Annotated in this window: 13 protein-coding genes; 6 read left to right on the top strand and 7 right to left on the bottom strand. The window is 64.0% G+C overall.

Going from position 1 to position 22,145, the window contains the following annotated elements; all coding sequences use genetic code 11:
* Positions 1-6: 6 nt before the first annotated feature.
* From HMPREF3166_RS00255 to HMPREF3166_RS00245, 3 genes are read right to left on the bottom strand one after another with little or no spacing between them, the layout of a single operon-like run.
* Positions 7-1,029 carry an esterase/lipase family protein gene (locus HMPREF3166_RS00255; RefSeq protein WP_070487194.1) on the bottom strand — a complete coding sequence of 341 codons (1,023 nt, stop codon included), beginning with the start codon at positions 1,027-1,029 and terminating at the stop codon, positions 7-9.
* Positions 1,019-1,945 carry an alpha/beta hydrolase gene (locus HMPREF3166_RS00250; RefSeq protein WP_070487193.1) on the bottom strand — a complete coding sequence of 309 codons (927 nt, stop codon included), beginning with the start codon at positions 1,943-1,945 and terminating at the stop codon, positions 1,019-1,021. The genes HMPREF3166_RS00255 and HMPREF3166_RS00250 overlap by 11 nt, the downstream gene beginning before the upstream one ends.
* A gap of 18 nt (positions 1,946-1,963) precedes the next feature.
* A complete protein-coding gene (locus tag HMPREF3166_RS00245; protein ID WP_070487192.1) occupies positions 1,964-2,728 on the bottom strand; it encodes a 3'(2'),5'-bisphosphate nucleotidase CysQ in 765 nt (254 codons plus the stop codon).
* A 34-nt stretch (positions 2,729-2,762) separates the two neighbouring features.
* Here HMPREF3166_RS00245 and HMPREF3166_RS00240 point away from each other — a divergent pair, with 34 nt between their 5' ends.
* The 4 genes from HMPREF3166_RS00240 (at position 2,763) to HMPREF3166_RS00225 (ending at position 11,036) form a co-directional block, all read left to right on the top strand.
* Positions 2,763-7,832 carry a DEAD/DEAH box helicase gene (locus HMPREF3166_RS00240; protein WP_070487191.1) on the top strand — a complete coding sequence of 1,690 codons (5,070 nt, stop codon included), beginning with the start codon at positions 2,763-2,765 and terminating at the stop codon, positions 7,830-7,832.
* The gene (locus HMPREF3166_RS00235; RefSeq protein ID WP_035005073.1) at positions 7,825-8,670 is read left to right on the top strand and encodes a DNA-formamidopyrimidine glycosylase family protein; all 846 of its coding nucleotides are present in this window, start codon (positions 7,825-7,827) and stop codon (positions 8,668-8,670) included. Before HMPREF3166_RS00240 ends, HMPREF3166_RS00235 begins: the two co-directional genes overlap by 8 nt.
* A 723-nt stretch (positions 8,671-9,393) precedes the next feature.
* A complete protein-coding gene (locus tag HMPREF3166_RS00230) occupies positions 9,394-10,194 on the top strand; it encodes a hypothetical protein (RefSeq protein ID WP_035005069.1) in 801 nt (266 codons plus the stop codon).
* 113 nt (positions 10,195-10,307) lie between these two features.
* Positions 10,308-11,036, top strand: a complete 729-nt coding sequence (locus HMPREF3166_RS00225; RefSeq protein ID WP_070487190.1) for a neuraminidase — start codon at positions 10,308-10,310, stop codon at positions 11,034-11,036.
* 1,046 nt (positions 11,037-12,082) lie between these two features.
* On the opposite strand, the gene pgi is transcribed toward HMPREF3166_RS00225, so the two are convergent.
* Complete coding sequence (gene pgi, locus HMPREF3166_RS00210; protein WP_070487189.1) at positions 12,083-13,780, bottom strand: glucose-6-phosphate isomerase; 1,698 nt, start codon at positions 13,778-13,780, stop codon at positions 12,083-12,085.
* Between the two features lie 115 nt (positions 13,781-13,895).
* Here pgi and HMPREF3166_RS00205 point away from each other — a divergent pair, with 115 nt between their 5' ends.
* A complete protein-coding gene (locus HMPREF3166_RS00205) occupies positions 13,896-15,419 on the top strand; it encodes an NAD-dependent succinate-semialdehyde dehydrogenase (RefSeq protein WP_070487188.1) in 1,524 nt (507 codons plus the stop codon).
* A gap of 19 nt (positions 15,420-15,438) precedes the next feature.
* Here the strand turns inward: HMPREF3166_RS00205 and HMPREF3166_RS00200 are convergent, their stop codons facing one another.
* A complete protein-coding gene (locus tag HMPREF3166_RS00200) occupies positions 15,439-16,332 on the bottom strand; it encodes an inositol monophosphatase family protein (RefSeq protein ID WP_070487187.1) in 894 nt (297 codons plus the stop codon).
* A gap of 92 nt (positions 16,333-16,424) precedes the next feature.
* Positions 16,425-17,294, bottom strand: coding sequence for an inositol monophosphatase family protein (locus HMPREF3166_RS00195; protein WP_035005047.1), 870 nt, complete (start codon positions 17,292-17,294; stop codon positions 16,425-16,427).
* 30 nt (positions 17,295-17,324) lie between these two features.
* On the opposite strand from HMPREF3166_RS00195, the gene prfB reads away from it, so the two are divergent.
* Entirely contained in the window at positions 17,325-18,458 is a 1,134-nt protein-coding gene (prfB, locus tag HMPREF3166_RS00190; RefSeq protein ID WP_035005044.1) for a peptide chain release factor 2, read from the top strand.
* A gap of 91 nt (positions 18,459-18,549) precedes the next feature.
* Here prfB and HMPREF3166_RS00185 read toward each other — a convergent pair whose 3' ends face one another.
* Complete coding sequence (locus tag HMPREF3166_RS00185) at positions 18,550-22,026, bottom strand: bifunctional proline dehydrogenase/L-glutamate gamma-semialdehyde dehydrogenase (protein ID WP_070487186.1); 3,477 nt, start codon at positions 22,024-22,026, stop codon at positions 18,550-18,552.
* Between the last annotated feature and the right edge of the window lie 119 nt (positions 22,027-22,145).

Raw genomic sequence — 22,145 nt, 5'->3', positions numbered from 1 at the left:
CCGAATCTAGGAACCGGCAGTGGTCCTAGAAGCGGATCCGCCAGCGGAACCGCGCGCCGGGTTAGAGCAGTGCTCGGCGGTTGGCGTGTGGTCGGCCGCCTTGCGGGTCAGGCCCCACAGGATCAGCCCGATGGTTGGATCGTGCTGAGGTAAGGCAGCGTGCGCCGGCGGAATGGGGAGCTTGCAGGCAGCGCCTACCTCCACGTTCGCCACATCCGCACCGTCGATCGATTCCAACATGGAGGTCTTGTTCGGTGTGGCGGTGGTATCAGCGGAAGAGTAGAGGTTGGTGTACTGCACGCGCTTGTCGGTATCCGGCAGTTTGTTCAAGCGATCGATGAGTTCCGAACCGACCAGCTGCTGCACGCCAGCCTTACCTGCGACGGACTCTGCAAGCTTCGGGTTCCGCTCAATGATCGGGCGCAGCATCTTATCCATACCGGCCAGAGTGGTGCCGTGGTAAGTCGGGGCCACACCAACCGCACGGCCGACCTTATCGCCGCTGCCGTTCTCCGCGATGTACTTCTTCAAGTGCAATCCACCCTGGGAGTGGCCCACCAGGTCGACCTTCTCCGCGCCCGTCACGGACAGGATGTAGTCGATAGTCGAAGCGATCTCCTTAGCGGAATCATCGATGTCCGTCATCGCGTAGTGTCCCAGCAAATTCGGCTTGCCGTCCGTGGGTTTGCCGTAGTTGAAGGCCCACGTGCAAAAGCCCTCCTTGGATAGAGCGTTGGCGGCCTTCTGCCAGCGCGTCGAGTTATCGGACGTGCCGTGGATGAAGACGACGGGGTTCGGGTGCTCCGGGGAGGGGACACAGGTGGGATTGTTCACAGGTGCCTTGGCCACATGCTTGCCTTCTAGACCGGCGGGGACTGCGGCGTCCGGAATAGCGCTAGAAGCATCGGCATCAGCAGCTAGGGCAGAAGGGGTGAGGGAAGAGAGGGTAGAGAGGGCAACGCTCAGCGCTGCAGCGCCGGCGAGGATGGATCGGCGAGCCCGACCCAGATTGCGAGAGTCAGTTTTCATGGAAGAAACGATAGCCTAACTTCCAGCGCTGTCCGCCATTACATCCAGAATGCACGGGCGTGTGATCACCCCGATCGCGAGTCAAACCCCACTCGATCAGGCCAATGATGTGATCATTTTCGGGAAGCGATGCATGCCCCGGCGGAAGCAGCAGACCACAGACCTCGCCGACCTCCGCGTCGGCCACATCCGCCCCGCCGATGGACTCCAGCTGAGACGTGGAATTTGGCGTGGCCGTCAGATCCTTCGAAGTGAAGATGTTCGTGTACATCACGTTCGGGTGGGTATCCGGCAGCTCGTTGAGCCGACTGATGAAATCCGAACTACTCAGCTGTTGAATCGCGGCCTTGCCCGCCACCAGATCCGCGAATTCGGGGTTGCGGTCCACTAGGTTCTGCAGGATCGAGGACATCCCGGTCATCGTCGTGCCGTGATACGTCGCGGCCACTCCCACCGCGCGGCGCACCGTATCCTGCCCGCCGTGCTCTGCAATGTACTTCTTAATGTGCAGCCCGCCCTGGGAGTGGCCCACCAGATCCACCTTGCTGGCGCCGGTGACCTCCAGGATGTAATCAATCGTCGCCGCGATCTCTAGGGCGGATTCGTCGATGTCGTTCACAGCGAATACGCCGGGGATTGCAGGGCGGCCTTCCTCCGGCTTGCCGTAGTTGAAAGCCCACACGGAATATCCCCGGGCGGCGAAATACGTTGCGGCTTTCTGCCAGCGAAAAGAGTTGTCCGTCGTACCGTGGATAAACACCAGGGGGCGGGGGTGCTCCTCCGAAAGGTCCTTCCGTGGATTATTGGCCGGCGCACCGATAACGTAGCGCCCCTGCAGGGTGGCGGGAACGTCCGGATCCAGCTCTGCCCGCGCGCGGGAGGCCGGGCGGGCCGTCAAGAAGGAAAAAGGAAGCATGCAGTGCTAGGTGCAGGGCTAAAGAGAGTAGGCGCCGTGCTTGTCGTGGAACTTCGCGGCAGAGGCTAGGATCTTGTCGGCCATATCGGGGCGGGAGATCACCAGATCCGGCAGGTACGGTGACTCGCAGTTGTAGCACAGTTCCGTGCCATCCAGGCGGGAAGTGTGCAGGCCAGCGGCCTGGGCAATGCCGACGGGGGCTGCGTTGTCCCACTCGTACTGGCCACCGGCGTGGACGTAGGCATCGTTATCGCCCAGGATCACGGAGACGGCTTTAGCTCCGCAGGAACCCATGGTTACCAGCTCCAGCCCCAGATCCTCGGCGATGAACTCAGCGATCGCCGGGGTGGTGTTCTGGCTGATCACCAGGCGGTTCGTGCGGGAGCCCTCGACGGCGCGGACCTCCGAACTGCTGAACACGCGCCCCAGGTCCGGCATCCCCACGGCAGCCTCAATGATCTTGCCGTTTTCCACCAGTGCAATGTGTACGGCCCAGTCCTGGCGGCCACCGGCGTACTCTCGGGTTCCATCGAGCGGGTCGATGATCCACACGCGCGAGTTGTCCAGACGCGAGAGGTCGTCTTCGGCCTCTTCCGAGAGCATTGCATCGTTCGGGCGGTGCTGTACGAGGGAACGGGCGATCCAGTCCTGCGCCAGCGCGTCGCCGGCCTTGCCTAGCTCGGTGCCGCGGAGCAGACCTACGTTCCTTACGCCTTTGAGGATCTCTCCGGTGCCCTGCGCGAGTCTCTGGGCCAGCGTCGCATCATTGAGTTCAGCCGTCATAGTTCTTACTTTAGCGGTCTGTTTAAATGGTCACATGGCTGATGACCCGCTGGATTCCTTTTATGCCCCCGTTGCAGCGTGGTTCAGAGACGTTTTCGCCGAGCCGACGATTGTGCAAACGCAGGCGTGGCGGGCTATCTCCGCAGGTCAGAATGCTTTAGTGGTGGCGCCGACGGGGTCGGGTAAAACCCTGGCGGCTTTTTTATGGTCGCTGTCACGACTTTCTGGGGGATCTTTTTTTAATGACGCCCCCACGCCGGAAAAGTCCAGTCCCACCAAGGTGCTGTACATCTCCCCGCTGAAAGCACTGGGCGTGGACGTCAGCCGAAATCTGGCGGCTCCGCTGGCTGGCATTGCCCGGGTGGCTGACGCGATGGGGGAGACTGCCGCCCCGGTGCGAGTGGGCGTGCGCAGCGGGGACACCCCGCAGTCGGAGCGATCCAAGCTGCTGCGCAACCCGCCGGAGATTCTGGTGACCACGCCCGAGTCGCTGTACCTGATGCTGACCAGCAAGGCGGCAGCCACGCTGGCGAATGTGGACACCGTGATCGTGGACGAGGTGCACGCAGTGGCCGGCACGAAGCGCGGCACGCACCTGGCGCTGTCGCTGGAGAGGTTGGAGATGCTGACGGGCCAGGCGGTGCAGCGCATCGGCCTGTCGGCGACGGTGAACCCCGTGGATAAGGTCGCCAGCTTTTTGGGAGGCGATCGCCCGGTGACGGTGGTGAACCCCGAGCAGCCGAAGTCTTGGGATGTGCAGGTGACCAGCGTGGTGGAGGACTTCCAGGATCCGCCAGCGGTGGAAGACGTCGCGCTGGCTGAGTATGAGGTGACGGAGTCTGAGGGGGCGTCAGAAAAAGAAACAGAAGAACCGATAGACGAAGCACTGCTCGGCCCCAGCCTCATCGGCGAAGGGGTGGGCGGCAGCACCCAGGCCGGGTCGGGGGCGCGTGTGGCGAGCGGGGTGGATAAGGAATCTGCACTGCCGCAGCAGAAAAGCGTGTGGCCGCACGTGCAGCGCGCGATCTACCGGCAGGTGATGGAGAACCGCTCCACGCTGGTGTTCGTGAATTCCCGGCGCGCGGCGGAGAGGCTGACCGGGGCGCTGAACGAGGAATGGGCCAAGGAGCACGATCCGGATGCGCTGGCCGCCCCGACCCGGCGCGACCCGGCGCAGATGATGGCGCAGTCCGGGGCTGTGCGGGGGATGGACGGTGCAGGTGTGGCGCGGGCGCACCACGGTTCGGTCTCCAAGGACGAGCGAGCCGATATCGAGGCGGCGCTGAAATCGGGAGAGCTGCGCTGCGTGGTGGCGACGAGCTCCCTGGAGCTGGGTATTGACATGGGTCTGGTAGATCACGTGGTGCAGGTTGGGGCGCCGCCCTCGGTGGCTTCGGCGGTGCAGCGGTGCGGCCGCGCCGGACACACCGTGGGCGCGACCAGCCACGCGACCATCTACCCGCTGCATAAGCAGGACGCCGAAGCCGCGGTGGTTGTTGTGGATCGGCTGCTGAAGGGGGAGCTGGAGCCGCTGCACGTGGTGCATAACGCGCTGGACGTGTTGGCACAGCAGACCGTGGCGGCGAGTGTGCAGGCCGGCGCGGTCGGCGCCAGTGGCACAGACGGCTCGGGCGCGCTGGACGTCGAGGAGTGGTGGCGCGTTGTCCGCCGCGCGCATCCCTATGCCACGCTGCCGCGCGAGGCCTTCGATGGCGTGATCGAGATGATCAGCGGCCGCTACCCATCCACTGACTTCGCGGATCTGAAGGCTCGCGCGATCTACGACCCCGTGGCCGGCACCCTGGAGGCCCGCCCCGGTGCGCAACGCCTGGCCGTAACCAGCGGCGGCACCATCCCGGACCGCGGGATGTTCGGAGTGTTCCTGGCCGCCGGGGAAAACGACGGCGCGCGCCGGGTCGGCGAGCTGGACGAGGAGATGGTCTACGAGTCCCGCGTCGGCGACGTATTCACCCTGGGGGCGAGCAGTTGGCGCATCCTGGAAATCAACCGCGACCAGGTGATTGTTGCCCCCGCAGCAGGTCACACCGGTCGTCTGCCGTTCTGGGTGGGCGATGCCGCAGGCCGCCCCGTGGAGCTCGGTCAAGCCATCGGCGAGAACCGCCGTACTTGGGGCTCTGGCACGTTGGCGGATATTCGTTCGGCCGATTTTTTGGACGCCCACACTCGCACCAACCTGGATGCCTACTACCAGGAGCAGAAGCAAACCGCCGGGATCATCCCGGACGAGCGAACCGTGCTGATCGAGCGCTTCCGCGACGACATCGGCGACTGGCGCGTAGTGGTGCACACTCCCTTCGGCCGTGGAGTGAACGCGCCGTGGGCGCTGGCGCTGGGGGCGGAGCTGAACCGCCGGACGGGGATTGATGCGATGGCCGTGGCCGGCGACGACGGTATGGTGCTCCGCCTGCCCTATTCGGACGAACCTCCGGGGATGGAACTGCTGCTGGGCGAGGGGTACAGCGGTGCCGAGCGGGCGGAAGCGACGCTGGCGGATGTGATGGAGGAGGTAGGCTCCTCTGCGTTATTTGCGGCTCGCTTCCGCGAGTGCGCCGCCCGCGCTTTGCTGCTGCCGCGCCGCAACCCCGGTAAGCGCCAGCCGCTGTGGCAGCAACGCCAGCGGGCCGCCCAGCTGCTGGACGTTGCCCGGGAGCACCCGGAGTTTCCGGTGATGGTGGAAACCATGCGCGAGTGCGTGCACGACGTCTACAACCTGGACTTCCTGAAGGTGCTGGTAGCAAACCTGGGGCAGCGGGATGTGCGCCTGGCGGAGGTCACCACCGAGGCTCCGAGCGCGTTTGCCGAGTCTCTGCTGTTCACCTACACCAGCGCCTTCATGTACGAGGGCGATTCCGCTGAGCGCGCAGCCGCCCTGGCCGTGGACCCAGCGTTGTTGGCGAAAGTGCTGGGCACCCGTGAGGAGGGCATGGCCCTGGACCCGGCTGCGGTCCGCCGTGTGGTTGACGCCGCCCAGTGGCTGGCCGAGGGGCGCCAGGCCACCAGCGTGGAGCAAGCCGTGGATATGCTGCGTGCTCTGGGGCCGCTCAGCCTGGATGGCGTGCGCGAACGTATCGAACCCTGGGCTGGGACGGTGGAGGATAGCCTCGCGCAGCTGCGGGAGTTGGTTCCCACGCGCCTGATGGAGGTGCACTTCGGCGGGCAGCTGAAGCTCGGCGCGGTCGAGGACATGCCCCTGCTGCGCGACGGCCTGGGCGTGCCCGTACCGCCCGGCGTGGCTATTGCCGCCGAACAGGTGGACCAGGTGGACAATGCCATCGACCAACTGTTGCTGCGGTGGATGAAGAACCGCGGGCCCACGACCGCCACCGAGGCCGCCGCCGAGTTTGGCTTGGGGCGCGCGACTGCTGACGCGCTGTTGGCCCGCTGGGCAGAGGGGACGCAGGACGCACAGGGCACGCGAGGCAAGGGCAACCAGCGCCGCTTGAGTGCGGGGCACTTTGTCTATCTGGATGATTCTTTCAGTGGGTCTGATGGCTCGAGTGGCTCCAACGGCGCTCCTGCCCCCACCAACGCGGATGCACAGTCGGAAACGCAATACGTGGATACGGGGATGCTCCGCCGCCTCCGGTCGGCAACCCTGGCCGCCGCGCGTGGATCGCTGGAGCCGGTGACCCAGCAAACCTACGCACAGTTCCTAGCCGACTGGCACGGCCTGGGCCAGATGCAGCGTGAAGAACTTGCCAGCGCCCTGGAACAACTCGCCGGGGTGCCGATCCCCGCCAGCGCGTGGGAAACCCTGGTGCTGCCCGCACGCATCCCGGACTATCAGCCGGGAGACCTGGACGAGCTGCTCAGCACCGGCGAGATTCTCGCCGTCGGTGCCGGGCAGGCCGGTGCCAAGGATGCCTGGGTGAGCTTTGTGCCCGCGGACATGGTCGAGTACCTGCTGGAAGGCGGGGAGGGGCTGGAACGTGGCGTCCATAAAGAAACAGCGACCACCTTGGGCATGGTGGCCACACAGATCCTCGAGCACCTGCAGCGTGGCGGCGCGTTTCTGGCGGCCGAGTTGCAGGCGGCGACGGGCTCGGATCACGCGGAGGTAGATGCGGCGCTGTGGGAGCTATTCGATGCCGGGTTGGTGGCGCCCGATAGTTTCGCGGCTGTGCGTGCGCGGCTGGTGGAGGCCGGTACCACGGGCAAGCAGGCTCACCGCGCTCCGCGACGGAACCAGGGGCGCGGGTCGGCGCGCCGGGTGCGGATGGGGCGCAGCGGATTTGCGCGGGCGGCGCGGCGGTCGATGAACGCGCACTCTTCGGTGCCGGGGCGGTGGTCGGCGGTGTACGGCGCTGGTGCTGGTGTTGCAGGGGAGCTAGAAGCTCCTGCCGACGCCGCGGAGCTGGCCCTGGTGCGCTCCGAAGCATGGATTGACCGCTACGCCGTGGTCACCCGTGGGGCGGTCGTGGCGGAAAAGGCCGCCGGGGGTTTCGCCGAGGCCTACCGGACGTTGAGCGCCTGGGAGGATTCCGGTGAAGTGTTGCGCGGTTACATTGTTGAAGGCTTAGGCGGGGCGCAGTTCGCCCCGCGGGATGTAATTTCCCAGCTCCGGCGAGCACAGGATGGGCGCGGAAACGGGCTCGGCGGCACCAGGTCGGCTGCTGGCGGTGTTGGCAGTGGCGCTGCGGGCATTGGTACCGGCAAAATGGCCGCCTCCGAGCATGCACCCCAGCTGCTTTCCGTCCTGGACCCCGCGAACCCCTTCGGATCTACGCTGCCCTGGCCGGAGGTCTCGCACTCGGCCACAGAGGGCATGGCACCTACGCGAGCAGCGGGTGCCATGATCATCATCGCCGCCGGTCGCGCAGAGGCTTATGTCACTCGCGGCGGTAGAAACGTGGTTCTTTTTGCTCGGCCCGATTTTGGTGACGCCACGTCTGCCGAGCTCGGCGCCTCAGCTCCACAGATCGAACTGGTGGTCGGGATTCTCAAGGAGGCCATCCGCGCCGGACGTTTGAGTCCCGTGACCATCGAGAAGGTCAACGGTTCCTCGGTGATGGACATCGCCACGACAGATTGGGTGGCTGCAGGTGCACGCCTGACTCCGAAGGGACTGAGTATCCGTGCCTGAGGGTGACTCCGTACTCCAGCTTTCCAACCGTCTGCAATGGATGACGGGGCGGACGGTGCGGCATACCGACATCCGGGTGCCTCGCTTTGCCACAGAAAACTTCGACGGCGAAGAAGTCCGACGAGTGTGGCCCTACGGTAAGCACCTATTCATGCATGTTGGCGACCGGGTGATCCACACGCACCTGAAGATGGAAGGCGTGTGGGCGATTCACCGCGCGGGCCAGCGCTGGCGCAAGCCCGGCTATAGCGCACGCATTGTGCTGCGCTTTAGCCCCCAGCACACCGGCGGCGAGGAGATCGAGATCGTGGGACACGACCTCGGCTTCGTGCGGGTGTTCAAGTTCGCGGACTATCCGCAGGTCATTGCGCACCTGGGGCCGGACATATTGGCGGAAGACTGGGAGGTCAGCGGCAGGGAAGAGGCCATTGCGCGGATCATGCAACGGCCGGAAAGAACGCTGGGTGCCGCGCTACTGGACCAGAAAAACGTAGCTGGGATTGGCAACGAGTACCGCGCCGAGGTGATGTTCCTAGTGGGAATGCACCCGGAGGTGAAGGTGGGGCAGGTGGGAGAAGTGGGCGTCAGAAAAACAATCGACCTGGCGCGAAGAGTGATGTGGGACAACCGCCTTGAGCCGCACCGCGTTTTTACTGGCGACCGGCGGGCTGGGCAGGGCAACTGGGTGTTCGGGCGTGCGGGCAAGGCGTGCCGACGGTGTGGGGCGGCGATCCAGCAGGCGACGCTAGGTGGGCGCTGGGCTGGCGGGGATCCGGATCTGGATTCGGCGGAGTTGGAGCGGATCATCTGGTGGTGCCCGAACTGTCAGGAGCGGTGAGTTTCTTCGAGATCGGGGACGCTAGAGAGTCTGCTTCGGGGCTTACTTGACAATCTGGTCAATAGCCCCAAAAAGGGGTGGTTTATTTCGATAGGAGGGGGGGAAAGTGCAGGTCGAGCGAGTTTACCTAAAGTTCATATACTGCAAGGTTATGTATTTAGAAAAGGTGCGTTTGTGTGAAAAATTTCGGAAACAAAAGGGTTTGCTGTTCTTATTTTTTAAGGATTGGTGCGTTTCTATTGGGTGGTCGCCATGTTGATCAAGGCTTTTTGATGGTCAAAGCAAGGGTTACCTAAGTGGGTGCCATGGTTTAAATTGCAGGGGAGTGAATCTCGTTTCGAGGGGGCAGGTGGAGTCCTTTAAGGGTTGGTTAAGGATCTTTTGGTGAACTGCGCCTGAATGGTGTGTGAACGCTGGGTTAAATGCGGTGCATGGGAGCGCGAAATTGTCGAACAATTTCTGGCTTCGAGGGGCTAGAGTTGGATCCCGTCACTCAGAACCTGGGTGTGCAGCGGCCCTCGTGATTCGGCGCGCAGCACCCGGGGGAGGGCACCCCTAAGACCGGATTCAAACCCAAAGCCACCTGGCCGAAATCTCGCAAAACCCTTTGGCTGGCGGCGCGCATTCTCGCAGCATCACCAAATGCGCCCCAGTCCGTGCGAGCCGGAGAACATCCAGCTCGTGCACCTTTTCGTCCAGTGGCGTGCAAGAGGAGCACAAAACATGAAGAACCTGTGGAAGAACGGCGCAAGCGCAGCCGCTGCCGCCGTCGTCGTTGCGGCAGCCGTCGCATCTCCCGCATCCGCTATCACCAAGGAAGAGCACTACCCGGAGACTCCGAAGCTCAACCCGACCCTGCCGATCGTCAACACCACCCACGGTAGTGACCACATCAAGGCCAACATCCTGAACCCGCACCCGGTATGCAACTCCGGTGAGGATTACCGCACCGTCGTCTACAAGGTTGACGACAAGTTCACCCCGGCCGGCACCATCTCTGCCACCAACCAGTCGAAGAACACCATCCCGCTGACGCAGGAGCTGTCCAAGACCCAGACCATCTCCATCAGCATCAAGGGTGACCGCACGGAGACCACCAGCGTCAACCTGGGTGGCGAAGGCTCCGCCAAGGACGCCAAGGGCAGCGTCGGCATCGCCTACGAGCTGGCGAAGACCATCGGCGCGGAGGCTTCCTACTCCCTGAGCTGGAACGTTGGCCAGACCGTCGGCCCGTACGACGTCCCGGCCGGCCACACCGGCGAGGCCACCTACGGCTTCCGCACCATCAACATGACCGGCACCCAGCAGTTCTGCAAGGCCAACGGCACCTGGTCCACCCCGACCCCGTGGTCCGCGCTGACCCCGATCAAGAACCAGGTCAACGTGAAGCTCTACGACAACCCGGCTGACTCCGCCGTCCCGGCCAAGCCGGAGGACGCTGAGAAGCCGGCCGACAAGCCAGCCGACAAGCCGGCTGACAAGCCAGCTGACGAAGCAAAGCCGGCTGAGAACGCCGAGGCATAAACCCTCTATCACGCAGAATATCCAGCAGGTTCGAAGGGGCTTGATCTACCGCTCCTAGCTTTCGCAGGCTATGCCCCCTTCAGCCGCCCCTACTAAGTAAGGAACCCCCTCACATGAAGAAGAACGCAGCTTCCCTGACCCTCGCTGCTGCCATTGGCGTGACCACCGCCTTCGCGGGCGCTGGTAATGCCTTCGCTGAAGATGCTGTCGACCCCGGCTTCAACCAGGACGTTGCTGTCGCTGAGAACGCTGACGCCGCCGCTGACGCTGCCGCCGCCGACGAAGCTCCGGCTGACGAGGCTGAGAAGCCCGCTGAGGACGAGGCTGAGCAGCCCGCTGAGGACGAGGCTGAGCAGTCCGGCGAGAAGTACGACCTGAAGCCGGAGATCCGCGTCGCTGCTGGCAAGGCCGCTGGCTTCGCAGGCCTGGTCTCCATCTCTGCTAAGAACGTTGGCTCCGAGACCTACTACCAGGACTTCCCGGCTACCTCTTTCCGTATCGACGTGCACACCGAGAAGGGGCCGAAGGGCGTTGACCGCCTGATCACCCCGGGCTGGTTCAACGGTGCATACACCCGTGACCTGGGCTTCGACAAGGAAAAGTCTGTTCGTAGCTTCGAGGTCACCCTGTCCAACCCGGTCAACCCGGGTGATTCCCAGCTGCTGGCAAACCTGAACTTCGGCGACGGCAAGACCAAGCTGGGTCGCCTGGAGAACTACATCACCGTCACCCAGACCGGTCGTCTGGAAGAGGACAAGTCCACTTCTAACGACCAGAACGTCGACTCCCGTGAGGTCACCACCACCGACGTTATGCACAAGCCGACCAAGGGTCTGTTCTAGTCCGATCTCTGAACGGATCTCTGATCTGAACGGCTAGCTCCGTTTAAACGCACTAAGGCTCCCCGCACTAGCGGGGAGCCTTAGTCTCGTTATCTAGAACCCGCTGTGCACAGTGGGTTTTGCCCGATGGCTAGACTGCTAAAGTCTTGCGAATCTTCGCGAGGAGTATTCCTGTCTGGAGGATGCGTTCAGCCAAAGACAAAATGTCGGAAATGTTGCATTTCTTTTTTATCGACGCCACCTGTTCCACCTCTAAAGCCTCCTGACCAGCCCTTATGTGTAGGTGGAAATAGTTTGCAAGAACGTTTGGCAAGTTTTCCGACATTTGCCTTACGGAAGTGCAACGTTTCCGACATTCTAGGGTCGGACGAGCCGGGGCAGGGGCGGGCCGGACGAGCCGGGGATAGAGGCAGTCTGGCCTAACCGAGGCCGGGGTTCAGGCGAACCCAAATCCCGTATAGCAGAACGGCTGGAAGAACTATGGGAGAAGCTAGAAAGACGGGTGCCATCCTCAGGGAGCCTGTAATGGGGTTGTACGGTTCGGGATTGGCAGCTTGCGCCACCTGCGCAGTCTGCGGCGTGGTTGCCTCTGCCTGTGCTGGCGCAGCTACACCCGCGGTGATCGATGCCACTGCGATACCTACCGCCAAAGTCTTGCGAATCTTCATTGGGGAGTGTTCCTTTCTGGAGAATTCGTGCAGTCAAAAACCGGCTATGGGGGAAGCGGGTTTCGTAAGTGAAATCGATCACCGGGCCCCAGCGTTAGTCTTCGGGGCGGATTTAGGCGCGATTGGCGCTGGATCGACACTGCGACAGACAGCTTTCGGCGAAAGTTCGGGCGCAAATGTCGTTAGAACGGGAATATGTCGGGCGGTTTTTAAATCGTAGGGCGCGCGAAACTCTCTGACCAGGCATTATGCATAGATGAAAATGTGTTTAAATAACGTATTCTCGTTCTAGCGACATTTGCCCAGAAACCGGCGCCCGCTCGCCTCGACAGCAGCTAGCCTCGGCGCCCTCCCCAGCGTTAGCTTTCGGCGTAAGCGCTAACCCCGGTGCTGACGGTAGTAGGCGATGAGGTCGTCGGTGGAGGAGTCGCCGGCGTCACTACGCTCCTTACCAGTAACCGCAGGCAACAGCGCGTTTGCCTGCTTCTTACCGAGCTCCACACCCCACTGGTCAAAGCTGTTGATGCCCCAGATCACGCCCTGCACGAAAACAATGTGCTCGTACAGTGCGATCAGCGCACCTAGCGTCTTCGGGGTCAGCTTGTTGGCCAGGATGGTGGTGGTTGGGCGGTTGCCGGGCATCACCTTGTGCGGGATCAACTCGGGGGCCACGCCCTCCTCCTGCAGCTCCTCAGCGTTCTTGCCGAAGGCCAGCACGCGGGTCTGGGCGAAGAAATTGGACATCAACATGTCGTGCATGCTGGTGGTTCCGTCGGCGGCGACTGCATCGTCGTGCGGGTTGACGAAGCCGATGAAGTCAGCCGGCACCAAGTGCGTGCCCTGGTGTAGCAGCTGGAAGAAGGCGTGCTGGCCGTTGGTGCCGGGCTCGCCCCAGTAGATCTCGCCGGAGGGAACCTCCACCGGGCTGCCGTCCAGCTGCACGGACTTGCCATTGGATTCCATCGTCAGCTGCTGCAGGTAGGCGGGGAAGCGCGCCATGTCCTCGGAATACGGCAGCACCGCGTGCGACTGTGCCCCCAGGAAGTCGGTGTACCACACGCCCAGCATGCCCATCAGCACCGGAATGTTCATCTCCAGCGGCTCGGTGCGGAAGTGGTCGTCTACCTCGTGGAAGCCCTCCAGGAAGCGCATGAAGTCCTGCGGCCCAATGGCGGCCATCAGGGACAGGCCAATGGCGGAGTCCACGGAGTAGCGGCCGCCCACCCAGTCCCAGAACTCGAACATGTTCTTCGTGTCGATGCCGAAGTCCTGCACCTTCTCCGCGGCGGTGGAGACGGCCACGAAGTGCTTGGCGGTGATGTCGCGGATCGCGTCCTCCCCCTCGACGTCCACGCCCTCATCGGCGAGGTTGCGCAGTAGCCAGCGGCGCGCGGCGTGGGCGTTGGCCAGAGTCTCCGAGGTGGTGAAGGTCTTGGAGGCGATGACGAACAGCGTGGACTCGGCATCCAGCCCGTCGAGGGTGCCGGCCACGTCCGCCGGGTCGATGTTGGAGATGAAGTGCGGCGTAATGCCGGCCGTCATGTAGGGGCGCAGCGCCTGTGCGGCCATAGCCGGGCCCAGGTCGGAGCCTCCGATGCCGATGTTCACTACGTGCTTGATGGTGTGCCCGGTCACGCCCTGCCAGGAGCCGGAGCGGAGCGCCTTGGCGAAGTCGCGCATGCGGCCCAGCACTGCGTGTACGTCGGCGGCCACATCCTGCGTTTCATCCGCCCCGACTGGGATGCTGAACTCCCGGTCGACCGGGATGCGCAGCGCGGTGTGTAGCACGGCACGATCCTCGGTGGTGTTGATGTGCTCGCCGTCGAACATGGCGCTGCGGTAGTCCTCCAGGCCGCGGGCGCGAGCCAGATCCAGCAGCAGGCGCAGTCCGCGCTCGTCGATGAGGTTCTTCGACAGGTCTACGTGCAGCGGGCCGACGTTGTAGGTCATGTCGCTGGAGCGTCCCGGCTGTTCGGTGAAGAGCTCTCGCAATTGAGTGCCGCGGGTTGCGTCGGCGTATTCGGTGAGCTTCTTCCATTCCCGTGTCTTATGTGCGGTTTCGCGTTGTTGTGGCATAGGCACAGCTGGGCTCCTTTCGTCGCTGCAATTATCACTTTCCACGGTAGTGGAAAAGGTGGAGGCGCGTGGCGGTCTGCAAGCCTGCCTCCGAAAGGCGCGTATATGTGGGTATATGACTTCACTCAACATTCCTTCTGAATTCAGCACCACTCTTCAGGCCGCGGGGCTTTCCTTCGAGGTGCCCACGGGGTTGTTCTTAGGTGGGGCCTGGCGCTCTGGGTCTGCAGGTGAAACTATTTCGGTTATTGACGCCGCCACGGGGAAGCCCTTCGCGGATGTCGCCGCGGCAACAGAGGATGATGCACGGGAGGCCATGGATAAGGCCGTGGAGGTTCAGGCGGACTGGGCCGAATCCACCCCGCGGGAGCGTTCCGAGCTTCTGCGTCGGCTGTTCGATTTGGTGCACGAGCACGCGGATCAGCTGGCGGCCCTGCAGTCCCTGGAGCTGGGGCGCGCGCTGCCGGATTCCAAGGGCGAGGTGACCTACGCCGCCGAGTATCTGCGCTGGTTCAGCGAGCGGGCGGCGGCGATCGCTGGCGAGTATCGCGTGGCTCCGGCTGGTAACGGGCGCATCGTGACTACGCACCGTCCGGTGGGGCCGGTGCTGGCGATCACCCCATGGAACTTCCCGCTGGCGATGGTGACCCGCAAGCTGGCTCCGGCGCTGGCGGCGGGCTGCACCGTGATTGCTAAGCCGGCGCAGCTGACCCCGCTGACGATGCTTTACTTCGCGGAGCTGGGGCGCATCGCCGGCATTCCGGATGGTGTGTTCCAGGTGCTGCCGACGTCCTCGGCGCGCCGCGTGTCCGCCCTGTTGGACGACGACCGTCTGCGCAAGCTGACGTTCACAGGTTCCACGGAGGTCGGCCAGGCGCTGGCCGCCACCGCGGCGCAGAAGACGATCCGCACGTCGCTGGAGCTCGGCGGTAACGCGCCTTTCGTTGTGTTGGAGCACGCGGATGTGGACAAGGCTGTGGAGCAGGCTATTGCGGCGAAGATGCGTGGCGCGGGTCAGGTTTGTGTGGCCGCTAACCGCTTCATCGTTCACGAGTCCCTGGCTGACAAGTTCGAGGCTGGGCTGGTGCAGAAGATGAGCGAGTTCGTGATGGGGCCGGGCACCGACCCGAAGACGACGATGGGGCCGCTGGTCAGCCAGGAGCAGCGCGATGGAGTGCGTGACATGGTAGCCAAGGCCGTCGAGGAGGGGGCGCACGTTGCCCTCGGCGGTAATGAGGCCTTGGAGAAGCTGGGGGAGACGCACCCCGACCTGGATCCGAATGGTTTCTGGTACCCCGCCACGGTGCTTACGGGCGTGACGCCACAGTTTGAGATCGCTAACCAGGAGATCTTCGGTCCCGTCGCGGCCGTGCAGCGCGTCTCCAGCGATGAGGAAGCCTTGAAGGTCGCTAACGATACCGTCTTCGGCCTGGCTGGCTATGTGATGGGCGAGGATATGAAGAAGACCCTGCGCTTCGCCGAGCGCATGGAGGCCGGAATGGTCGGCGTGAACCGTGGCGCGCTATCGGATGCGTCTGCTCCGTTCGGCGGAGTGAAGCAGTCCGGCCTGGGCCGCGAGGGTGGTTTCGAGGGCATCGAGGAGTACCTCGACACCGTGTATCTGGCGCTCGACGTCTAGGGTTAGGCTCGGTTAGCGCCTATTCGAGGGCGCTGAGCGTGGCCTCGTGCAGCAGGCCGTTGGTGGCGACGGCGGACCCGCCGTGTGGGCCGTCCTGGCCGTCCAGGGAGGTGAAGCGCCCGCCAGCCTCCGTGATGATCGGCGCCAGCGCTGCCAGATCCCAGAGGCTTACCTCCGGCTCGGCGGCAATATCCACCGCACCCTCGGCGACCAGCATGTAGGACCAGAAGTCGCCGTATCCGCGCAGGCGCCACGCGGAATCTGTCAGGCTAATGAGCTGCTCACGCTTGCCGCAGTCCGCCCAGCCGGAAAGCGAGGAAATTGCAATCGAGGAGTCCGCGACCTGCGCGACCTTCGATACCTCCAGGCGGCGGGCGCCCACCGACGGCACCCCACCGTTTGCGTTGCCAGCACCGCTAGTGCCGCTGGTGTCGCCGGTACTGTCGGAGCCGCCAGTGCCACCGGTGGCAGCGCTGGCCGGGGTGTTAAACAGTCGCCATGCGCCGGATCCCTCAGCGGCCCACCAGCGGCGCCCCAGCGCGGGCGCGGAGACAACCCCTACCACGGGCTTACCGTCCACCAGCAGGCTGATCAGCGTGGCCCACACGGGTACGCCGCGGACAAAGTTCTTGGTGCCGTCGATGGGGTCAATGACCCACTGTCGCCCGGCGAAGGTGACGTCGCCACCGAATTCCTCTCCCAGCAGGGCGTCCTCCGGGTGGTGTGCGGCGATCAGTTCCCGCAGTTCCTTCTCTACGGCGGTGTCTGCGTCGCTCACTGGCGTGAGGTCGGGCTTCGATTCAACGCTCAGGTCGTTCGCCTCGAAGCGCGCCATGGTGATCGCGTCGGCCGCGTCGGCCAGCGACAGCGCCAGGGTCAGGTCATCTGCATATGGGGAAACCGAGTCCGTCATGGAACACATGATAACCCCGTGGCACATATAAAGCCACGGGAAGAATGTGACTAATGTGACTAGTGTGGCAAAGGGGGGGAGTAGCCTTCTCGCTAGGCTTCGCGCAGCGCCTTAACGGATTGCTCTACCGCGTCTGGCGCCCCGGCAATGAACCAGGTGGTGCCGTCTTTTTCTTCCTTCTTAGCGACGCCCCCAGCGCCCTCCACCAAAGCACGCCCAGGCAACCAGTCCCAGCTGGCCACGCTGTGCTGCATCCAGCAGCCGAGCTCGCCACCGGCCACGCACGCGAGGTCGATGGACGCAGACCCCAGCATGCGCAGCGTGGCAAACTGCGTGCTTACGGCCTTCCAGGTTTTCAGCCGGGTGGCGTCCGCGATGTCGGTGGGGTGCAGGTAGCCACCCAGGCAGGTCAGTTCCGCCGAAGTGTTCGGCAGGCTGATCTCGGCGGCGTCACGAGTAGTAGGAATATCCGGGCCACCAAACCACGTGTAGCCCATCGCCGGGCGGTGAACGGCGCCGAACAACAGGGCGTCCGGATCATCGGGGGAGCCCTCGACCAGCGCCAGGGCAGAGCACCAATAGTCCGAACCCGTAGTGAAGTTGTAGGTGCCATCTACAGGGTCGATTACCCAGGTGCGGCCGGACTTCGACTCCACGGCGGTGCCCTCCTCGCCCAGCAAGCCATCGTCGGGGCGGATGGCACGCAGTGCGTCGGCAATGAACTTCTCGGCCGCGCGATCCGCAGCGGTCACGACATCGCTGACGGACGTCTTCTGCTCCGTATCCAAGCCCGTCTGGCGCATACGCCACGCCAGGCGGCCTGCGTTATAGACCAGCGCCTGAGCCAGGTGGTGGTCGGAATCATCGACATGCGCCACGATGAACGTCTTGATGATCGCATTCAGCATGTCCTCTGGGATCGGGGAAGAAGAATCAGAACCGTTAGTAGCCATACATTCCATTGTGCATGTCGCCGGGTAGACTTGCGCATTATGCAACCGGAAGTTTCTGCAGACCTAAGCGACCTGGACGGCACCCTGACCACCATCGAGAAGGTGCTGGACCTCGACGAGCTGGGCGACCGCGCCCGCGAGCTGGAGGAAAAGTCCGCCGACCCCTCGCTGTGGGACGATCCGGACCACGCGCAGCAGGTGACTTCCGAGCTTTCCCGCGTGCAGGCGAAGCTGAAGAAGGTCACGGGGCTGCGCCAGCGCCTGGATGACCTGCCGGTGCTCTACGACATGGCCGAGGAGGAAGCCGGGGACGACCCGGACGCGGCTCAGGAAGCGGTGCAGTTGGCCGATGCGGAGCGCGAGGAGCTGCGCCAGGAGATTGAATCGCTCGAGGTCACGACGATGCTGTCGGGGGAGTACGACGAGCGCGAAGCCGTGCTGAACATCCGCAGTGCCGCCGGTGGCGTGGATGCCGCCGACTGGGCAGAGATGCTGCTGCGCATGTACACCCGCTGGGCCGAAAAGGCCGGGCACAAGGTGGAGGTCTACGACATCTCCTATGCCGAGGAAGCCGGCATTAAGTCCGCGACCATCGTCATCCACGGGGAATACATGTATGGCACCCTCTCCGTGGAGCAAGGAACCCACCGCCTGGTGCGCATTTCTCCCTTCGACAACCAGGGCCGCCGCCAGACCTCGTTCGCCGAGGTGGAGGTGCTGCCAGTGGTGGAGCAGACCGACCACATCGATATTGATGAGAACGACGTGCGCGTGGACGTCTACCGCTCCTCTGGCCCCGGCGGGCAGTCGGTGAACACCACCGACTCGGCGGTGCGCCTGACCCACGTGCCCACAGGCATTGTGGTGACGTGCCAGAACGAGAAATCGCAGATTCAGAACAAGGCATCCGCCATGCGGGTGCTACAGGCGAAGTTGCTGGAGCGTAAGCGTCAAGAAGAACAGGCCGAAATGGACGCGCTGAAGGGCGACGGCTCTAACTCCTGGGGTAACCAGATGCGCAACTACGTACTGCACCCGTACCAGATGGTGAAGGATCTGCGCACGAACGTCGAGGTCAACGACCCCAGCAAGGTGCTGGATGGTGACCTCGACGGCTTCCTGGAGGCCGGCATTCGCTGGCGCATGGCGCAGCAGCAGGAAGCGCAGGCCTAGCGCGCCGGGCTGTACGCGAGCGTGCGCCGGGCTGCGTGCCCGGCGGTGGCTGAGCCAGGGCTGCGCGCCCGGTCAGGCTCAGCGCTGCTCCTTAAGGGGTGAGGCCGTGGATGTAGCCGAAGCGGTGCTCCGTCGTGGAGATCGCCTGCTCGAGCAACAGCGGCAGTAGCTCGCGGCGGCCATCGGGTAACACATCCTGATCCAGGATCACGGAGCCGGACTTCGCAGCGGCCTCGTAGAACTCATCCGGGGCTTCGCCCAGCGCGCGGACGCGCACGGACTGGGCGATGGCAATTTCCTCGGCAAAGTCGCGGTCGGAGGAAGTACGCATCTGCTCGCCGAGCTCGCCCCACTCGCGGGCAACCTCCGGGTTGGCGGAAATATCCAGCTCCGTGCCCGTGGCGGCGGAGGCCAGCTTCAGGCGCAGCAGGTCGCGCGGGTTGGCGCCCTCGGAAACGCGGACGCGCAGCGGCTCGAGCAACGGCTTGTAACGGAACACGTTGGACTCCACGACCAGGGCCGTCTTGTCGTGCTCCACGCCGAACTCGGTGGACATCGCGTAGGCATCCGACTCCGCGGCGCGGCGCAGCCACACGTGATCGTCCTTGGACAGGGCAGGGGAGCCCAGGCCGCGGATCTCGCGCAGCAGCTGCGTGATGTGCGTCGGCAGGGTGCCTGCGGCCAGTTCGCTCAGGTCGCCCTCGGTCCACACGCCCTGCTGGGCGACGTAGTTCGGGCCACCGGCCTTCGCGCCGCTGCCCAGGGCGGAGTTCTTCCAGCCACCGAAGGACTGACGCTGCACGATAGCGCCCGTGATGCCGCGCTCCACGTAGGCGTTGCCGACCTCCACGCGCTCGCGCCAGTATGCGGTTTCTTCCACGTCGATGGTGTGGATACCGCCGGTCAGGCCGAAGCCCGTGGAGTTCTGCCACTCGATGGCCTCGTCCAGGGTCTCGGCGTGCATAATGCCCGCCACTGGGCCGAAGCACTCGTGGGTGTGGAACCAGCTGCCCGGCTTCACGTTATCGCGCAGGCCAGGGGACCACAGGGTGCCCTCGTCGTTGAGCTTGCGGGGCTTGACCAGCCACTTCTCGCCCTTCTCCAGTTCGGTCAGGCCGCGGAGCAGCTTGTCGCCTGGCTCCTCGATCACACCGTTCATAAAGGTGGAAATGTCGGAGCCCGGGCCGACCTTCATGGAACGCACCGCATCGACCAGCTGGTTGATGAAGCGCTTGGACTTGCCGATCGAGCCGACGGTGATGATCAGCGAGGCGGCGGAGCACTTCTGACCCGCGTGGCCATACGCAGACTTGAAGATGTCCGCCACCGCCAGGTCCGGATCCGCCGCCGGGGTAACGATGATCGCGTTCTTGCCGGAGGTCTCCGCGTTAATGACCATGCGCGGCTTCCAGCCACGGAACAGCTTCGCGGTCTCGGAGGCGCCGGTGAGGATCACGGACTCGACATCCGGGTGGCTCACCAGGCGCTTGCCGGCCTCGGCTTCGTCGGCGTTGACTAGCTGCACCAGATCCTCGGAGATGCCGGCCTCGCGCAGAATGCCCATGAAGACCTCCGCGATGCGCAGCACCTGCGGAGCGGGCTTGATGATCGCGCAGGAACCGGCAGCCAGTGCGGCGAAAACGCCGCCCAGCGGGATGGCGATAGGGAAGTTCCACGGCGGGGTGATCACCACGGACTTGTACGGGGTAAACACCGAGCCGCGCACGTGGTCCAGCTGGCGGGCACTCTCCGCGTAGTAGCGGGCGAAGTCGATGGCCTCGGAAACCTCGGGGTCGGTCTCGGCGACGGTCTTACCCGCCTCGAATACTGCAGCCGAGATCAGCTTCGAACGGTTGTTGGCCAGGGCATCTGCGGCCTGGTCCAACAGCTCTGCACGCTCCGCGCCGGTCTTCTGCGACCACTTCTCGGAAGCCCCGCGGCAACGGGCGACGGCGGCGTCAATAACCGCAGGGTCAGTTACCTCCGGGGTCTGAGCGGGGCCAGGATCGCTCGACGGATCGACGATCTGCAGCGCCCACTCGCGGTTGGCGGGCAGCGTTGGGTCGGTGTCGGGCTCGTTGACGAAGTTGCCGGGCAGGCCGTCGGACTGGCAGCCCTTCTTCTCGGCCTCTTCCTCCAGGCGGTTCTGGGTGCGACGCGAACCGGCGAAGGTCTCCCAACGGTCGCGCACGGAGTTGCGGAAGCGCAGCTCCTGGCCTTGCATCGGAGTCATACCGGTGACGTCGGTCTCGTCATCCTCTGGGGTGAACAGCGCGTAGAGGAAGTTCTGCTTCGCACCGTTTTCCTCCAGGCGGCGCACTAGGTAGCTGATGGCTACGTCGAAGTCTTCCTTCTTGACCACCGGGGTGTACAGAATCATGTTGCCGGCGACGTCGCGCACGGCCTCGGACTGTGCGGGGGACATGCCCTGCAGCATCTCCACGTCCAGCTGGTGCTCGACATTGCGGGCAACGGAGAGCTCGTGGGCGAGTGCCAGGTGGTACAGGTTGTGCGAAGCCACGCCGATGCGCAGGTTATCCGCGTGCTCGGGCTGCAGCACCCAATCCAGCAGGCGGATGTAGTTGGCATCCACCTCCGCCTTCGTCAGGTAGGGAGCCTGCGGCCAGTCGTGAATCTCGGAATCCACGCGCTCCATGGAAAGGTTGGCGCCCTTCACCAGGCGCACCTTGATCTTGGCACCGCCTTTGGCACGGCGCTGCGCGGCGAACTCCGCCAGCTCCTGCAGCGCGTCGAAGGTGTCGGGCAGGTAGGCCTGCAGCACGATGCCGGCCTCCAGGCTCTGGAACTCTTCCTCGTCCAGCAGCTCGGTGAACAGCTTAAGGGTCAGGTGGAGGTCCTTGTACTCCTCCATGTCCAGGTTGATGAAGGGGTGCGGGTCGCGCTTCATGGCCTGGCGGTACAGCGGGCGCAGGCGATCCTTCAGGCGTTCGATGGAGCCCTCGAAGTCCCAGTGGTTCAGCTGGCTGACCACGGAGGAAGCCTTGACGGAAACGTAGTCCACCCGCGGGTTCTTCAGCAGGTCGAGGGTGTTATCCAGGCGTCGCTGTGCCTCGGCCTCGCCGAGCACGGCCTCGCCCAGCAGGTTCAGGTTCAGCTGGAAGCCCTTGTCGCGGTAGTCGTCCAGCATGCGATCCAGCGCCTTGGATTCCGCATCCAGCACCAGGTGGCCGACGGTGGCGCGCAGGTAGGAGCGCGCGATCGGCATGACGATGTTCGGCAGCAGTGGCGCTGCGATGGAACCGGCGGTAACCAGGATGGAATCGACCAGGCTCATGAACCCCGGCACTGGCTCGGTGCGCTTAAACGGGTTGGCGATCTTGGCAAACTCCTTGGCCGAAACGTGGTTGTCCTCGGGGCGGGCCACGCGGTCGACGAAGGCGAAGGTGAACTCCACGCCGTCGGGATCGTGCACCATGTCTGCCAACTGCTTCGTGGAAGCGGAAGTCTCTTCGACCTCCAGCCACTGCTCGGCGCGGTGAATGGCCTTGGTGACCACCGCTTCGACATCGGAGCTATTGGGTAAAGGAGTATTAGCCTGGCTGTTCAACGCCGACCTCAATTCTTAGATCGTTGGCCAAGGCGCAATGTGGAACCCTGGCCAAGCGGTGTGCAGGGGTACATTTTCCACACTAACGATAAGGCTTGGGCAGGGCTACCACGGGGGCT

This window comes from Corynebacterium sp. HMSC08A12 (genome assembly GCF_001807485.1).
In the GTDB taxonomy this organism is placed as follows: Bacteria; Actinomycetota; Actinomycetes; order Mycobacteriales; family Mycobacteriaceae; genus Corynebacterium; species Corynebacterium evansiae.
Note: the sequence above shows the minus strand (reverse complement) of the source record. Positions and strands in the feature narration are given on the sequence as shown.

Excerpts from the sequence above, each read along its gene's own strand:
- HMPREF3166_RS00255 (WP_070487194.1), bottom strand. The coding sequence starts at position 1,029 with ATGAAAACTGACTCTCGCAATCTGGGTCGGGCTCGCCGATCCATCCTC.
- HMPREF3166_RS00250 (WP_070487193.1), bottom strand. The coding sequence starts at position 1,945 with ATGCTTCCTTTTTCCTTCTTGACGGCCCGCCCGGCCTCCCGCGCGCGG.
- HMPREF3166_RS00245 (WP_070487192.1), bottom strand. The coding sequence starts at position 2,728 with ATGACGGCTGAACTCAATGATGCGACGCTGGCCCAGAGACTCGCGCAG.
- HMPREF3166_RS00240 (WP_070487191.1), top strand. The coding sequence starts at position 2,763 with ATGGCTGATGACCCGCTGGATTCCTTTTATGCCCCCGTTGCAGCGTGG.
- HMPREF3166_RS00230 (WP_035005069.1), top strand. The coding sequence starts at position 9,394 with ATGAAGAACCTGTGGAAGAACGGCGCAAGCGCAGCCGCTGCCGCCGTC.
- HMPREF3166_RS00225 (WP_070487190.1), top strand. The coding sequence starts at position 10,308 with ATGAAGAAGAACGCAGCTTCCCTGACCCTCGCTGCTGCCATTGGCGTG.
- pgi (WP_070487189.1), bottom strand. The coding sequence starts at position 13,780 with ATGCCACAACAACGCGAAACCGCACATAAGACACGGGAATGGAAGAAG.
- HMPREF3166_RS00205 (WP_070487188.1), top strand. The coding sequence starts at position 13,896 with ATGACTTCACTCAACATTCCTTCTGAATTCAGCACCACTCTTCAGGCC.
- HMPREF3166_RS00200 (WP_070487187.1), bottom strand. The coding sequence starts at position 16,332 with ATGACGGACTCGGTTTCCCCATATGCAGATGACCTGACCCTGGCGCTG.
- HMPREF3166_RS00195 (WP_035005047.1), bottom strand. The coding sequence starts at position 17,294 with ATGGAATGTATGGCTACTAACGGTTCTGATTCTTCTTCCCCGATCCCA.
- prfB (WP_035005044.1), top strand. The coding sequence starts at position 17,325 with ATGCAACCGGAAGTTTCTGCAGACCTAAGCGACCTGGACGGCACCCTG.